Consider the following 16,075-nt stretch of genomic DNA (forward strand, 5'->3'; position numbering starts at 1 on the left):
GGACACGGCGGTGCCCGCGGTTGACCTGTCGAAGTTGCCGAGCGTGAATGGCACGCAGATCAATCGCACGACCGTCACGGGCGACATCGGCGCGGTCATTCGCGTCACCGACGATTTCTCGCTGTCGGGCCGCGTCGGGCGCAGCTATCGCCATCCGAATTTGGAAGAGTTGTTTTTCGCCGGGCCGGCCACGGTTGGCAGCATCATCCCCAACATTACGGTCAAACCCGAAACCGGCATCAACGTTGACCTGAGCGCCAAGCTGCGGAAGTCCAATTACGCGGCCTCGTTCAGCTACTTCAACAACAACTACAAGAATTTCATCTCGACCGAATTCATCACGCGCGCCGGGCAGCCCACGGGTTTAACGGCGCAGGCGATCAATTTTGCCAAGGTGAAGATTCAGGGCTTCGAGTTGGATGGCGAATACAGTCATCGCTTCGGCAACACGACGGCGACGCCGTTCCTGTCGCTGGCCTATCTGCACGGCGACATCAAAGAGGCGGTTTCGCCTTTCACCGGCCAGCGCCTCAACGATGTCCCGGCGGATAACATCTCGCCGCTCAAGGCCGTCGTCGGCTTTCGCTGGATGACGAACAGCGACCGCTGGTGGACGGAGTACAACATCCGCGCCCAGGCGCACGTCGAACGCGTTTCGCCGCTGCTGAGCGATTCGCCGTTTTTGATCGTGCAGGATTTGCTGGGCCTGCGCGGCTTCGGTATTCACACCTGGCGCGGCGGCTACAATTTCAACCGCGAACACGGGCGCGTGACGTTGACCCTGGGCCTGGAAAATTTCACCAACGAGTTTTACCGGGAGCAATTCCAATTCGCCCCGGCGCGTGGCCGCTCGTTCACGCTGGGGTTGATTTTGAAAACCCATTAGCTGTTCAGCGGCAAGCTGAGTGGCGGCGGCAGGCGTTTTGAATGCCTGTGCGCCGCTGTTCAGCTTGCCACTTTCAAAGTTTTAGCATGATGCGTTTTTTTTGGTCTGTTACTTTCTTGCTCACCAGCCTGCTGACGGTTGTGACGGCGCAATCGGCCAGGCTCGTGCCTGCCAATGCCAACGGCCTTGACCTCGCGGCTTACTTTCCCATTCGGCAAGGCGATGTCTGGACGTATGACTGGCAATTGCGGGCGGGTCAAGCGCCGCCGCAAACGGTCAAACGCACGCGCGCCTTTGAAGGGCGCGAATTCGTCAACACCGGCAACGTTGACAAGCTGGCCAGCGAGAATGGCGATTACGCCTTGTTTTCGCTGGATGAACGCGGTCTGTTGTTGCACGGCGCGGCGGAATATGGCCGCGATGTGCGTTTTATTTTCGATCCGCCGGTGACGGTGCTGACACCGCAAATGGAAGTCGGCCAACCGCTCGTCAACACGCAAATGGCCGAAGATGGCAAGACACCGCGCCGGTTCACCTCGCTGCTCGAAGGCAAAACGGCGATAGAAACCCCGCTCGGCAAATTCGAGGATTGCCTCAAAGTTTCGTGGATGATGGACGACGAAACGGCTCATCAGAAAACCACTTACTATCTCGCCAAAGGCGTCGGCATCGTCGCCTATGCCATTGAAGTCAAAGCCAAAAAGGACGGCAGTTTTGAGTTGAACGTGGACGCGCGGTTGCGGTTGGCGCAGTTGCAAGGCAAGACTTTCGCCAAGCTTTCTGACCTGGAGCTTTTCACCAATAGCAAAACCGCGAGCGCCGAAAACGCCAAGGCGCGCGCCCTCTTCCGCAAAGCTCACGAAGCGACCTACGTGTGGGATAAAAAATTCCCTGGCTTCGAGGCTGCGTTTACGTTAAAACGCGCGGGCGCGCCCGACGTGACCGGCACGGTGCACGTCACCAAAGCGGCGCAGGTCGAAGTGCAATGCGCCGACGCCAAGGCCAAGGCGCAGGTGCACGCCGAGTTGAGCCAATTCGTGACGTATCGCCAAAGCAAAAACTTCGATGAGCAGTACGGCACGGACAAGGCCAAGATTGGTCTGGGCGAAACCAGCGGGGACACAACCGAGATCATTGTCAGTAATGAAGAGGCTGCCGGTTCGAGTTTTCTGCTGCGCGACCGTGAGATCGTCCGGGTTACGCGTTCGTATGGGCGGGTACGCTTCGTCAATCAGGTCAAAAATTTTAAGACAGATGACGGTCGTTTCATCGCCAACGAAGCCGAATTGACTTATTATTCCAACGAGTCTGGCGCGGTCGCCGGGCAAAGTAATTATCGGGATCGTTATGAAAAGGTCGGCGGTTATTGGTTGCCGCTGGGCCGCGTGAAAAGCGAAACCGCCAAGGACAAAACGGATGCGCTCGAATTGAGTTTAAGCAATGTGCGCTATCTCAAGTAAGAACTGGCAGGATGAACGATGACCAGGACTGTAGCCGTGCGCGGGCACAAGCTGGCGGGGCAAGAAGAAGACAACGAAGAAACGCTCGACAAAAAAACAGGGAACCAATGACCAACACCCAAGTCTTCTTTGCCTCTATCACTGTCGCCATCAGTTTCATCGGCGCGTTGTGGGCGATCAGCAACAGCACTACGACGCGCCTGATCGAACAATTCGAGAAGCGTATGAACGAGCGAGATGAAAAGCTACTCGCAAAGATTGAAACGCTCGACGCCAAGATGACCGGCAAGTTCGATGCGCTCGACGCGCGGCTTGATACATTGCAATTTCAGATTACGACACTCGATAAGAAATTTGACGGCGAGTTGCGGCGCGAACTAGATCAGCTAAATCAACGCCTCAACCGTTTGGAGCGCGCGGCTTGAGGGCTTACAGGTTGATCGTGTGAGTAGGAAAATTGTTGCCCCTCCCCACAATAGGTGAAGGATGATGAACTCGGCGAATTACTCAATTATTGGCCAGCGTTGCAGTGGCCAGTCCGTAGCTGGCTCGCGCTTTTACCAGCATTACACACGGCTGTTCATTACCTGGTCGAGATTGACGACCTGTTGCTTTCAATCATTGGGCGCGCACAACTCTTGGAAACCAAGAGGGCTTCGGGTCGCCTCAAAGACCTTACTGATATTGCCTGGCTTGAGCGCCAGGCGAGTTAGTTGAATTACTTGTTCCCTCTTTCCGAACTTGTTTCTTTAAAGTCGTTATCACAAGGAGAAAGCTATGAAAAGCTCTCGCATCGCTTTGCTGCTCGCGCTGGCCCTTGCTGTCGCCGCCACGCTGTTGGCGTTCGGCTCATTTGCTCAACAAGACCGCGCCAGCCTGAACATGGCCGCGTACTATCCACTCGCCACGGGCAATGCGTGGACGTACCAGGTCAAACAGTACCGCGCCGATGGACAGATCGCGTACCGGCTGCGCACCCAAAGCGTCGAGGGTGAAGTCAAACTCGACGACAAGACCGTCGCCAAAAAACTGATGGACGACCGCGGCAAGTATTACCTCATCGCCGTAGATGAACGCCGCTTCCGCGTCTTTGGCGAAAACGACGGCAAGGGCGAAGTCAAATACAGCCCGGCCTACACTGTGCTCGATACGGCTTATACGCCGGGCAAGGCTTACGCGACGCCGCACACCGTCAGCGATGGCAACAACGTTTCGTCCGAAGCTACGTTTTATGGCGTCGAGAGCGTCAGCACACCGGCGGGCGCGTTCAAAGACTGCTTGAAGGTGCGCTTTCAACAAGTCCGTCCGTCCGGCGCAACGATGACGATCACCAGTTATCTGGCCAAAGGCCTCGGCATCGTCAAAGAGACGTATGAGTTCTTCTCGCCCGCCGCCGAACAGACGCTGCGCAACGAGATCGAATTGCTGCACGCCGTCGTGGGCGGCAAGAAACTCGGCGGCGAAGCGGCCCAAACCGTCAAGATCGCCGAATACTTCCCCTACCATCAGGGCGACAGTTGGACGTATGACTGGACGTATAAATTCGCCAACGGCCAGGCGCGCACCAGCGAACGCAAACGCTGGTTCGAGGGCACCAAATTCACCAACGCCGGCGCGTCGTTCAAACTCGTCCAGAATACCGGCGACGAGGATTATCAATTCTATGTGCTCGACAAAAATGGCCTACGCATTATGGAATCGGGCGAGAAAGGCCAACGCGCCCAAGGCGTGAAGTTTTATTACGAACCGGCGTTGTTGCTGGGCCGCGATGACATGGTGCTGGGCCGCACCTATCGTTGGAGCCAGCCCGAAGCGGACGGCAAATACCTGATGCAGTTTTCCACCACGCTCGAAGGTTTCGAGACCGTTGTGACGCCGATGGGCCAATACGAAAACTGCCTGCGCACACGCGTCGAATGGGAAACCTCGACGGCGCGCGTCAAGAATATGTATTTCTATGCGCGTGGCGTAGGCATGGTCGCCTATGATTATGAAGTCGTCACCAAGAACACCAACACCCAGCAGATCGCGCTGACGGGCCGCCTGAAGGCCGCGACGATCAACAACAACAACGTCACGACCGCCGAAGAAGGCAAAAAGCTGTGGGATAAAATGGCCGCCGAGATGGCTGCCACCGAAGACAATCCGGTCGCGCGCAATCTCTTCAAAGAGGCCAGTCTGAATCGCTACGTCTGGGACGCCGACTTGGGCTTCCGTGGCTTTACTGCTGACATGACGGTCAAGATTGACGGCGGCGCGCCGCTGCCCGTCAAGGTGCATGTCTCGCCGACACTCGATGTCGAGATTGACGCGCCAGACCCGACGACAAAAGCTTACGTGCACGAAGAGATGAGCCAATTCGTCACACACCGTCAGCCGCGCAAACCGTTTGACGCCTGGTACGGCCCCGACAAAGCCAAGTTCAAACTCGGCAAGGAAACGCCCGAAGGCCGCGAGGTCTTTATCGAAGGCGATTCGATGGGCTCGAATTACGTCATTGGCAACAAACAGGTGCGCCAACTGGGCCGCAATATCGGGCGCATGGATTTCACCATCTTTCAACGCAAACTGATGAACGTCGAAGATGGCCGCTACATCGCGCTTGAGTATGAAGCGATCTATTACAAAGTCGGTACCAAAGAAGAAGTCGGGCGCGAATGGGTCAATGACACCTACGTCAAGCAAGGCAATTACTGGGTGCCCAAAGGCCGCACGCATAAAATTGCGATGAAGGGCCGCCCGTCGCTGGTCGAAGTAGACATCACCAAATTGGAGTATTTGAAATAGCTTTGTCAGACCTCAGGGATCAGACTTCAGACCTCAGACCTTTTCTAATCGCAACGGTTGCAGCAAGTCTGGCGGTGTGAATCCTGAGGTCTGAGGTCTGAGGTCTGAGGTCTGAGGTCTGAGGTCTGATTATGAAACGAATGAAATTCCTATTGAGTCTCACGAGCGCGCTGCTGTTTGCGGCCTGTCTCTACTGCCCCATCTTTCACGCCATGCCGAAGTTTATGGAACGTTATGACGCCGACCAGTTTGCCAAGCCCGAATTGAAAGGCAAATGCGGCATCTGTCACACGCGCGAAGAAGGCTACGGGCCGTTGAATGCGCTGGGCAAGGCCTTCGCCGAGAATGGCTATGTCATCAACGACAAAGTGCGCAAACAGGCGGCGAATGCCTTTGCGAGTGGGCCGAACGCTGGTCAACCCACTGCGCCGGTGTTTGCGGCCAAAGCGTTTTATGACAAGAGCTGCGCGGGCTGTCACGGCGCAGATGGCACAGGCGGCGAAAGCGCGCTGAACATTCCCAATTTCAAAGACAGCAAATGGCAGCAGCGCCGCACCGATCAACAGATCGTGGATGCCATCACCAAGGGTAAAGGCGCGATGCCGCCGTGGAAAGACAAGCTGAGCGAAGAGCAAATCAAGGCGATGGCGGTTTTTGTGCGCAAGCTGGCCGAATAAAGCTGAGACACGATGAGTCCGTCACCGTTGCAAATTCTGTTGGTCAAGGCGCTCATCGCGCTGGTCGCGGGCGTGGCGCTGGCGACGCTCAACGTCATTCGCAAACGCCACGGCACGCTTTGGCCCGCCGAACGTAGCGAACGCCTGGGCGTGATTTCGGCTGTCGTAGCATTGTTGTTGGCAATCCCGGCGTATCTGGCGGCGAGCCGGTTTGGGCAGTAGCCGCCTGCCACGCTTCATTGGAGCAAACCATGAACATCAAACCCATTCATTTTGTTTTGGCCGTATGTTTGCTGACGCTTTGTGCCGCGAGCCGTGTTTGGCTGCCCGTCATGGATGCCGCCGCAGCTTGGCAAGAAATCAGTCCGGCAGGCCGTAACACCGCCAGCCCTGATCTCGCCGTTGGCCCCGATGGCAGCATCAATTTGCTTTGGGTAGACAAGGGCGCGCCGCGTCCGGCGGGGCCGCCGCCAGCGGCAGCGCCACCCGCAGCGCCAGCAACAGGCGGCGATCACAACCAACACAACGCGCCGCCTGCCGCCGCCGCTAAAGCCGCGCCACCCAGCCATACGCACAAAGCGTATTACGATTTGTTTTTTGCGCGTTCGACCGATGGCGGGCGCACCTTCTCTGCGCCGGTGCGCGTCAATTCCAAACCGGGCGAACTCTGGGGCTTTGCCACCAGCCGCCCGCGCGTCGCGGTCAGCAAATCAGGCATCATCCACGTTTTCTATCACGGCAATCGCCGCGACCCGTCGGCCCCGCGTCAAGCCGTGGATGCGCGCTACACGCGTTCGCTGGATGGCGGCAAAACCTTTGAAACGGCACACACGCTGAATGTCGAAGGCAAAGGCATGGACGATGGCGAACTCGACGAAGCGCATTGTTTCGGCACGCTGGGTGTCGCGCCGAATGGCGATGTGCACGCTTACTGGATTGACACGCGCCACATGAACTCCGCCGAAGACAACGGCGCGATATACGGCGTCGTCTCGCGCAACGAGGGCAAAACCTTCGGCCCTGAAAAAATGATCGTACAAGCCGAAGCTTGCCCCTGCTGCCAGTTGAACATCGCCTTTACGCCGGACAGCAAAGTCTATCTCTCGTTGCGCAGTGTCGGCGCGGACGGCTCGCGCAACGCTGCCTTGAAGCTGTCGGCGGATCGCGGGCAAACCTTCAGCGCCAGCGTCGCCGTGTCGGACAAGAAATGGAAGATCAGTGCCTGCCCATTAAAGCCGTTGGCAATGACCGCCGATAACAAAGGCCGCGTCTATGCGACGTGGTTCGCCGGTGAAGAAACGCCGCCAGGTGTGTTTTTCGCCGTCTCGACCGACAAAGGCCAAACGTTCAGCAAGCCCCTGCGCCTGCACGATGCGGCGTTGGTCTCTGATCACTCCAACGTCATTGCCACCAATGAAGGCGCAGTGCGCGTGGTATGGGATGCCAAGGTCGGCGCAGACAAACGCGTTTACACGCGCACCTCCACTGATTTCGGCAAAACCTTCGGCACGGTGCAGGAAGTCGAAATGCCTGCCGGTGCGTCTGAATATCCGGTCGTGGCCGCCGTCAAAGGCAAGACCTATCTGGCGTGGCAACTCAATGGCCGCATCGTTTTTCAGGCAATGAATGACTTGGTGGCGCAAAAGTAATTGTTGGGCGGCATCCCAGTCCGTGGTACTGACCCAGCAAAAACATGGCGTCCTACACACACCACTGCGAGTCACACCCCTTAAAACACCGAGGAGGCTGCGGCTGTGAAAAGCATAGTCCCAATGATCCACGTGCCTGATGTTCGCGCGACCGTCGAATGGTATGCGGCAATCGGCTTCACGTTGGTAACAACGAACGAGGACAACGGCGAGATGGACTGGGCACTGTTGACCTTCGGCGACGGCGCAGTGATGTTCAGCGAGGGTGGGCGCGTGACCACTGACGATCGTCGCGAGGTAGACCTGTACGTTCACACGGACGATGTCAGTGAATGCCACGAGCGACTCAAGGGTAGCGTGGAGATCGTCGAGGGTCTGCACGACACGTTCTACGGAATGCGGGAGTTCATCATTCGCGATATGAACAGGTTCTGGATGACGTTTGGTGAGCCGACTCCGGGTGTATAGGTCTCGGTATCTCAGGTAGTCGGTGAAGTGGACGGTGTGGCGACTCTGTTAAGGATGTTGAACCAGTATCAATGGCAAGCCGCCCAATCCGCACGCACTCCAAAGGCTTCGCCAATCCGAGATGGCAGGTATCTATGATTCACTTCCGTAACACGTTTCTTTTCGCTTTGGCGCTGTCAGCCCTTTTCTGCACGGGATTGATCGGGCAAGGAACCAAACTGCGTCCCGAACTGCTCGCGCCCAAAACCGTCGAACCCCTCAGCGCCGCCGAATTCCGCCAATTGCTCGCGCATTACAAAGGCCAGGTCGTACTGGTGAATTTATGGGCCACTTGGTGCGCGCCTTGTTTGAAAGAATTGCCCGAACTGGCGAAGTTACAGGAGCAATACAAAGCCCAGGGCTTACAGGTACTCGCTGTGACCCTGGACGAACCGGATATTTTGGAAACCCGCGTCAAACGTCTTTGGCGCGAACGCGCGCCGGGGTTGGCGGCCTATCTGCAAACCGAAGCCAGCAGCGATAAATTCGTGAGCGTCGTTGATCCGGCCTGGGCGGAGATTATGCCGACTAATTATGTGTTGGATCGCGCGGGCAAGCTGAAAGCCACACTGACGGGCGGCAAAACCTTGGCTGAGTTTGAAGCTGCCATTAAACCGTTACTCTAATCGCGCGCTTTTCTTGGGCTTGCCTGGCAGGTTGTGATGAACCCCAACAGTGGGAATCGGTCAGCTTGCTCCTGAAAATTCGCCGTGCTATTTTCCCACCCGCTTATGCGAGCTTCTGCCTGGACAACCCGGTTGAATCAGTTCCTGCTCTTGGTACTTTTAGCGGTGCAAGGGACGGCGTTGTTGCCGGCGCTGCTGACCCCTGACCGGGTTGCCCTGCCAGCGACGGCGCTCCGGTCGCCCGTCTCCCTGCTGGCCGACCATGCTTTCGCGGATTTCGATCAAGACCAGCGCCCTGATGAAGCGCAGGTTTCGTCGCACGGCAATTTCAAAAGCATTCGCATCGCCTTCGGCAACGCCCAAACCAGCCATCTTCATTTCAAATCTTCGGCCAGCAATCAGGGCCAACTCTTTACCAGCGATTTAGACCTTGACCGCGATGCCGATCTCATCTGGGTGCCGCAACAGCAACTCAGCCAAGCGGTCATTTGGCTGGGCAATGGCCGGGGACAATTCGAACTGGCCAAAAGCACTGAGGCTTATCAATCGGCCCTGGCTCAACTAAACGCAGGCGCAGCCGAAACCAAACTTTCATTCGGCACGACCACAACGCTGTCTGCGCTTTGTTCAGCACAATTTCGGTTTTCAGCGACTCTCCATCAACCCTTTTCCCGTCCGGCTACAACTCTCAATCCGCTCTCAAACAACCAAGCCTGTCTGGCGCTTCAGCAATTCGCCAGCCACGCACGCAAACGCGGGCCGCCACTGACCGCCGTCTAAGGATTCCCAATCAATCATCAGCGGCGTGTGACACAGAAGCGCGCCGCAATTTCCGTCCATCAATTTTCTAAACGTAATCAAGCCGAAGCTGTGGGCCGTTCCGCAGATTTTTCGGCGCAGGCTTTGCTGTTTTGATACCAGGCGACGCGCCTTCTCAGGCCGCCGCGAGGAGAAGAAATCCCGTGAAAAGATTCGGTGTGCATTGCAACGCCTTGGCCTTTGGCATGGGCGTGTTGTTGGCAGGCATTCTTTTGCAGGCGCGTGGGCAGGCACAAACGCCCGCGCCGCCACCTGCGCCTGCCAGTTCAATTCCCAGAAAGTTGAATTTGGCTGACGCGGAAAACCTGCTCGTCCAACGCAACCTGGCTGTCCTCGCGGCCAAATATCAAATTGAGGCTGGCCGCGCGGGCCGCTTGCTGGCCGGTTACAAACCCAACCCGGTGCTGACCGTCGGCTTGGAGCAGGTGCCGTTTTATTCGCCGCTGGCGGGCAGCTTTCCGCGCTTCTTCAAAACCAATTCCGATGCAGGCGCCAACCCCGTTTACACCGTGCGCCTGGACAAGGTCTGGGAACGCGGCAGCAAGCGTGAATTGCGGTTGGCGCAGGCTGACGCGCAACTCAAAGCGAATGAAGCGCAGATGCTCGATGCCATGCGCGTGCAGCTTTACCAGTTGCGGCAAGCGTTCACACAAGCAGCGCTCGCGCGCGAAAATCTGCGGCTGGCCGAAAGCACGCAACAGCAATACGAACAGACCGAGCGCTTGACCGTCGCCAAAGTGGAATTGGGCGACCTGGCGGGCGTGCAGGTATATCGCATTCGCGCCGGGCTGCTGCAATATCAGCAAGCCGTAGTGCAAGCCCGCACCGCTTATGAACAGGCGACCCGCGACGTGTTGAATGTGTTGGGCGCGCGCGTCGAAGAAATTGAGCCGCTACCGTCCGATCAAGTCACGGGGCAGCGCGCAGGTTTGACCACGGAACCGCCCCCAGCCCAACCAAACGCCGGGCCGGGTGAGGCCGTGACTTTAACAGCGTCGTTGACGGGTGTGGGGACGAATGCGGGGGCTGGCTTAAGTGCCGCCGGCAAAGTCTCCGCCAACGCGATTGAACCGGAGGCGCAGGTGATTGAAGCGTTGCGCGCCGCGCCGTTGGAAATCAGTTATCAATTCGATGACCGCCCCCTGCCGCAAACATTGCCTGAATTGCGCCGTCTGGCATTGGAGGCACGGCCAGATGTCCTGGCCGCGCGCCGCCTCGCCGAAGCGGCGGGTAGCAATCTGGCATTGGCCCAAGCCCAGCGCACGCGCGACGTGGCGTTCGGTTGGGAATATCAGCGCGCGGGCAGTGACCATTCGCTGGGCGTGGTCATGTCGGTGCCGCTTTTCGTATACAACAACCAGCGCGCGGGCATCACACAAGCCGAGGCGCAACAGAAGTCCGCCGAAGCTCAACTCAAACAAGCTGAAACGCAGGCCGTCACCGATGTCGAAAAGGCATATCAGGCCTATCTCTCGGCGCACCGCATTCTGGAACTGTACAGCACGCAGAATCTGGCGCAGGTGGCCAAGCTGCGCGACATCACCGATTACACCTTCAAACAAGGCGCGTTGACGCTCTTTGAGTTGCTCGACGCGCAACGCTACTACAACCAAACGCTCACTTCGTACAACCAGGCGCGCGCCGATTATCAGCTTGCGCTCTGGCAACTCGAACAGGCCATCGGCAAACCGTTGCGCTAGCGTGGCAGTCTGGCGCGCGGTGCGGCATCGGGAGCAATAGCGACCGAGTGTCTACGCAGCGCGCGCACTCGTAAGCACCCGGTCGCTACCGCTCCCGGTACCGCACCGCTCATATCAGACAGGAATGTTATGAACCAACCAAACAATCGTTTTGAAGAGCATCACTCCGAAAATGCAGCCCCACCGAGCGCGGTGCGGCTGCGTTCGCGTGGGCTGGCCGTGCTGCTGCTGCTGCTGCTGGGCGCCGGTAGCGTGTTGTGGTACCGCTACAACAATCAGCCCACGGCGACTGCGGCGGCACAAAGCGTAGCCAAACCCGCACCGGCAGCCGCCGCCGCGCCCGAAGCCGCCGCCCCGCCCGGTGTGGCGCAGGCCAGCGAACTGGAGATGAACCAGATCTCGGTCGAGCCGGTAATCGAACGCCAACTCGACCTCGAACGCGAAACCACGGGCAAGGTCGGTTTCAACGAAGACCGCATCACGCCCGTTTTTCCCAATTGCGGCGGACGCGTCACTGAGGTGCTGGTCAAAAAAGGCGATTACGTCAAGGCCGGGCAACCGCTGCTGGTGCTGGAATCGCCGGAGGTGGTCGCGGCGGAAAGCGAATTGGCGGCTGCCATCACGGCGGAAAGCTCGGCGGCTACGGCGCAAGATGTCGCGCGCAAGACACTGGAACGCGCGCAGGGACTGCACGAACGCGAGGCTCTCTCGACCAGAGAATTGCAGGAAGCGCAGGCCGCTTATGACCGCGCCAAAGATGAGCAACATCGCACGCGCGCCGCTGTCCGCGTCGCCGAAGCGCGGTTGGGGTTGTACGGCAAGACGCCCGAAGAGGTCGCAACGCTCGGCGATCTGGGCCGCAAGAACGTCGGCCAAGTGGACAACCGCGTGATCATTCGCGCGCCGCTTTCGGGCACCATCGTTGACCGCAAGGTCGGGCAGGGGCAGTACGTGCGCCAGGAAGCCAGCGAACCGTTGGTGCTGCTTTCAGACCTGTCGAGCCTGTGGGTGCTGGCCGAAGTTTACGAAAGCTTCCTCTCGCGCATTCACATCGGCGCGCCGGTGATGATCAGCGTCGCGGCTTATCCTGAACGCAAGTTCCCGGCGCGCATCTCTTTCATCAATCCGACGGTTGATCCCGAAACGCGCACGGTGCGCGTGCGGTGCGTCGTGCAGAACCCGAACCTGATGCTCAAACCGGAAATGTTCGCGCGCATCAGCATTGGTGCCGCCACGCCGCAACCCTTCCCGGCGGTGCCCACCAGCGCCATCTTCACGCAGGGCACCGATGCCTTCGCCTTTGTCGAAGAAACGCCGCGCCAGTTTCATAAACGTCCGGTCAAAGTCGGGCGGCAGGTGGACGATCACATCCTGGTCGAGAGCGGTCTGCGCACCGGCGAGCGCGTCGCCACCCACGGCGTGCTATTGCTGAATGGCATGGTGAAATAGCCCGCGTCATAAGCAGTGGATTACGAAAGAGGCGTGGGGATTCATTTTCCATTGGAGATTGGAGATTGATTGGAGATTGGAGATTGATTGGAGATTGAAGATTGGTCAGTGCCTGAGTGCTGTTCAATAGCGCTTGAGCATTTACTGCACTGGCTGCTGGTGCTGACAAATCTCCAATCTCCAATGGAAAATGCTCTGCAAGCTTTCTCGCGCAACTCCACTGACAAAGCGCGCGCCACCGCTGTCATTCTTTATCACCTTTCTTCAACCCGGTATTCGTTATGATCAATAAACTCGTCTCCTTCGCATTACACCAGCCGTTTTTCATGATCCTCTTGACGTTGCTGTTCGCGGCGGCGGGCGTGGCGGCGTACCGCAACCTGCCGGTCGAGGCCTTCCCCGACGTGACCGATACACAGGTGCAGGTCATCACGCTCTATCAGGGACGCGCGGCCGAAGAGGTCGAAAAGCAGGTCACCATCCCCGTCGAAATCGGCTTGAGCGGCATCCCGCATGCGGTGCGCCTGTTTTCGCACACGCAATTCGGCCTCTCGTATGTCGTCGTGACCTTCGACGACGCGGTGGACGCTTACTTCTCGCGCCAACAGGTGCTCGAACGCTTGCGCGATGTGGATTTGCCGCCGGGCGTCGAAGCGGAATTGGGCGCGCTGGCGACGCCTATCGGCGAGATTTACCGCTACCGGTTGAAAGGCAGCGACGGCTTTTCGCCGACCGAGTTGCGCACCTTGCAGGATTGGGTGGTCGAGCGCCAGTTAAAAACCGTGCCCGGCGTGGCCGATGTGGTGACCTATGGCGGCTTCGTCAAACAGTATCAGGTGCAGCCCGATCTGGCGAAGATGCGTTCGTATGACATCACGCTGCAACAATTGCTGACCGCGCTGGATCGCGGCAGCACCAACGCCGGCGGCAGTTATATCGAGAAAGGCGAACAGCAGTATTTGATTCGCGGCCTCGGTCTGCTGCGCTCCGCCGAAGACATCGGCAAGATCGTCGTCAAGGCGCGCAAAGGCACGCCGTTGCTGGTGCGCGAAATCGCCGAGGTCAAGGTGGGCGCCGTGCCGCGTCAGGGCGTGACCGGGCAGGACAAGGAAGACGACATCGTCACGGGCATCGTGCTGATGCGCAAAGGCGAAAACCCGTCCGCCGTGCTGCAAACGCTCAAGGAGAAAATAGACAAGCTCAACGCCACGATTTTGCCGAAGGGCGTGGCGGTCGTGCCGATTTACGACCGCACCTGGTTGATCGGCACGACGCTGCGCACCGTCTTCAAAAACCTGGCCGAAGGCGCGACGCTGGTGGCGCTGGTGCTGCTGCTCTTCCTGGGCAATGTGCGCGCGGCCTTGATCGTGGCGATTATGATTCCGCTCTCGTTGATGGCGACCTTCCTGGGCCTGACGTGGCGCGGCATTCCGGCGAACCTGCTCAGCCTGGGCGCGATGGATTTCGGCATCATCGTGGATGGCGCGGTGATCGTGGTCGAAAACATTTTCCGCGAGTTGTCTGAACACGCGCATCAACACGACTTCTCGCGCGACCACAACGTTTTCAAAGCCGCGATTCAAAAAGCCACCAACGAAGTCGGACGGCCCACGTTTTTCTCGATGCTCATCATCATCACAGCGCACATTCCGATCTTCACCTTGCAACGCCACGAGGGCCGCATCTTCGCGCCGATGGCCTGGACGGTCACGTCGGCGCTGGTCGGTTCGCTGATCTTCTCACTCACGCTGGTGCCGTTGCTCTGCTACTTCCTGCTGCGGCGCGGCATCTCTGAAAAAGAGAATTTCATTGTCCGCTTCTGCCACCGCCTCTATGCGCCCGTGCTGGCGTTTGCGCTCAAACATCGGCTGATCGTGATCGGGCTGGCGGTCATCATGTTGGCCGTCAGCATTGCCACCGTCCCCAAGCTCGGCAGCGAATTCCTGCCCGAACTCAACGAAGGCACGCTCTGGGTCAACATCTATTACCCGCCCGGCATCTCGGTCAGCGAGACGATGCGGCTGGCGAAACGTGTGCGCGAGATTCTGGGCAAATATCCGGTCGTGCGTTCGGTCGTCTCGAAAGCGGGCCGGCCCGAAGATGGTACCGATCCGAAGCCGATCAACATGGCGGAATTCTTCGTGGACTTGAAACCGCCCGAAGAATGGCCCGCCGGGCTGACGCACGAAAAGTTGGTCGAAGAAATGGACAAGGCGCTCGACGAAGTACCGGGCATCGAGCCGAGTTTCTCGCAACCCATCCGCGACAATGTGCTGGAAAGCATCTCGCAGATTGACGGCCAGATCGTCGTCAAAGTCTTCGGGCCGGACGGCGACGTATTGCGCGAACAGACTGACAAGATTCTGGCCGCGATCACGCCGATCAAAGGCGTGGCGCGCGCCTTCATTGACCGCTTCGGCCAGGTGCCGCAGTTGCAAATCGAAATCAACCGCGACCAGGCCGCCCGTTACGGCCTGAACATCGCCGACGTGCAGGACGTGATCGAAACCGCGCTGGGCGGCAAGAAGACCACCGAAATCTGGGAAGGCGAACGCAAGTTCCCGGTCGTCGTGCGGCTGGACGAAGCCGAGCGCCGCATGGATCGCATCAAAAACATTCTGGTGGACACGCCCGACGGCTTGCGCATCCCGCTGGAACAACTCACCGACATCTCGATCAAGAACGGTTCGATGAATATCAGCCGCGAACTCGGCACACGCGTGATGGCCATCGGCGTCTTCATACGCGACCGCGACATGGGCAGCCTCGTCGCCGAGATGCAGGACAAGGTGGACAAGGCGATCAAGCTGCCAAACGGTTATAACGTCACCTGGGGCGGCGAATTCGAGAACCAGCAACGCGCGATGAAGCAACTGGCGCTGATCGTGCCGGTGAGCGTGCTGCTGATTTTCGCGCTGCTCTTCAACGCCTTCGGTTCGGCCAAGAGTGCGCTGCTGATCCTGCTCAATGTGCCGTTCGCTTTGATCGGCGGCATCTTCGCGTTGCTTTTCACTGGCATCCACCTGAGCGTTTCCGCCGCCATCGGCTTCATTGCGCTCTTTGGTCAGGCCGTGCTCAACGGCGTCGTGATGGTGAGTTACTTCAATCAACTGCGCGAAGCCGGGCTGAGTCCGCTCGAAGCGGTGAAGCGTGGCGCGCAAACACGTTTGCGCACGGTGCTGATGACGGCGCTGCTGGCGATGCTGGGCTTGCTGCCGATGGCGCTCTCGCACGGCATCGGTTCGGAAGTGCAGAAACCGTTGGCGGTCGTGATTATCGGTGGCTTGGTTTCGGCGACGCTGCTGACGCTGTTCGTGCTGCCCGCGCTCTATCTGTTGTTTGAGCGTGCAGACCCGCGCCCGCAGCCGCCAGCGGTGCTCGCTGAAATACCGTCGCACGAAGCAGAGCGCGAGTTGGTCAACGTGTGAACGGCAGGCGTTCTTAATTCTCAACTCTCCATTCTCAACTCCTATGGACTTCAAGAAAAAGAATCGCCGTAGCCAGCTCCAACGGAG

13 protein-coding genes are annotated in these 16,075 nt (G+C 58.5%); all 13 read left to right on the forward strand.

Going from position 1 to position 16,075, the window contains the following annotated elements; all coding sequences use genetic code 11:
• A partial coding sequence (locus HY011_16470) for a TonB-dependent receptor (protein ID MBI3424529.1) occupies positions 1-886 on the forward strand: 886 nt, incomplete at its 5' end.
• Positions 887-972: 86 nt separating this feature from the next.
• Entirely contained in the window at positions 973-2,346 is a 1,374-nt protein-coding gene (locus tag HY011_16475) for a DUF3386 family protein (GenBank protein MBI3424530.1), read from the forward strand.
• 107 nt (positions 2,347-2,453) lie between these two features.
• Positions 2,454-2,771, forward strand: a complete 318-nt coding sequence (locus tag HY011_16480) for a hypothetical protein (GenBank protein ID MBI3424531.1) — start codon at positions 2,454-2,456, stop codon at positions 2,769-2,771.
• 352 nt (positions 2,772-3,123) lie between these two features.
• Positions 3,124-5,133 (forward strand): DUF3386 family protein, encoded by a 2,010-nt coding sequence (locus HY011_16485; GenBank protein ID MBI3424532.1) that lies wholly within the window; start codon positions 3,124-3,126, stop codon positions 5,131-5,133.
• Between the two features lie 131 nt (positions 5,134-5,264).
• Positions 5,265-5,810, forward strand: coding sequence for a cytochrome c (locus HY011_16490; GenBank protein ID MBI3424533.1), 546 nt, complete (start codon positions 5,265-5,267; stop codon positions 5,808-5,810).
• Between the two features lie 12 nt (positions 5,811-5,822).
• On the forward strand, positions 5,823-6,032 hold the full coding sequence (locus tag HY011_16495) for a hypothetical protein (protein MBI3424534.1): 210 nt from the start codon (positions 5,823-5,825) through the stop codon (positions 6,030-6,032).
• A 29-nt stretch (positions 6,033-6,061) separates the two neighbouring features.
• Positions 6,062-7,459: an exo-alpha-sialidase gene (locus tag HY011_16500; protein MBI3424535.1), complete on the forward strand. Its 1,398-nt coding sequence runs from the start codon at positions 6,062-6,064 to the stop codon at positions 7,457-7,459.
• A gap of 105 nt (positions 7,460-7,564) precedes the next feature.
• The gene (locus HY011_16505) at positions 7,565-7,927 is read left to right on the forward strand and encodes a hypothetical protein (protein MBI3424536.1); all 363 of its coding nucleotides are present in this window, start codon (positions 7,565-7,567) and stop codon (positions 7,925-7,927) included.
• A gap of 134 nt (positions 7,928-8,061) precedes the next feature.
• Entirely contained in the window at positions 8,062-8,592 is a 531-nt protein-coding gene (locus HY011_16510; GenBank protein ID MBI3424537.1) for a TlpA family protein disulfide reductase, read from the forward strand.
• A gap of 150 nt (positions 8,593-8,742) precedes the next feature.
• Positions 8,743-9,372, forward strand: coding sequence for a hypothetical protein (locus tag HY011_16515; GenBank protein ID MBI3424538.1), 630 nt, complete (start codon positions 8,743-8,745; stop codon positions 9,370-9,372).
• Between the two features lie 182 nt (positions 9,373-9,554).
• Positions 9,555-11,111, forward strand: a complete 1,557-nt coding sequence (locus tag HY011_16520) for a TolC family protein (GenBank protein ID MBI3424539.1) — start codon at positions 9,555-9,557, stop codon at positions 11,109-11,111.
• 129 nt (positions 11,112-11,240) lie between these two features.
• Positions 11,241-12,560, forward strand: coding sequence for an efflux RND transporter periplasmic adaptor subunit (locus HY011_16525; protein MBI3424540.1), 1,320 nt, complete (start codon positions 11,241-11,243; stop codon positions 12,558-12,560).
• 281 nt (positions 12,561-12,841) lie between these two features.
• On the forward strand, positions 12,842-15,988 hold the full coding sequence (locus HY011_16530) for an efflux RND transporter permease subunit (protein MBI3424541.1): 3,147 nt from the start codon (positions 12,842-12,844) through the stop codon (positions 15,986-15,988).
• The last annotated feature ends 87 nt before the right edge of the window (positions 15,989-16,075 follow it).

The sequence above is a fragment of the Acidobacteriota bacterium genome, from assembly GCA_016196035.1.
Lineage (GTDB): Bacteria > Acidobacteriota > Blastocatellia > RBC074 > RBC074 > JACPYM01.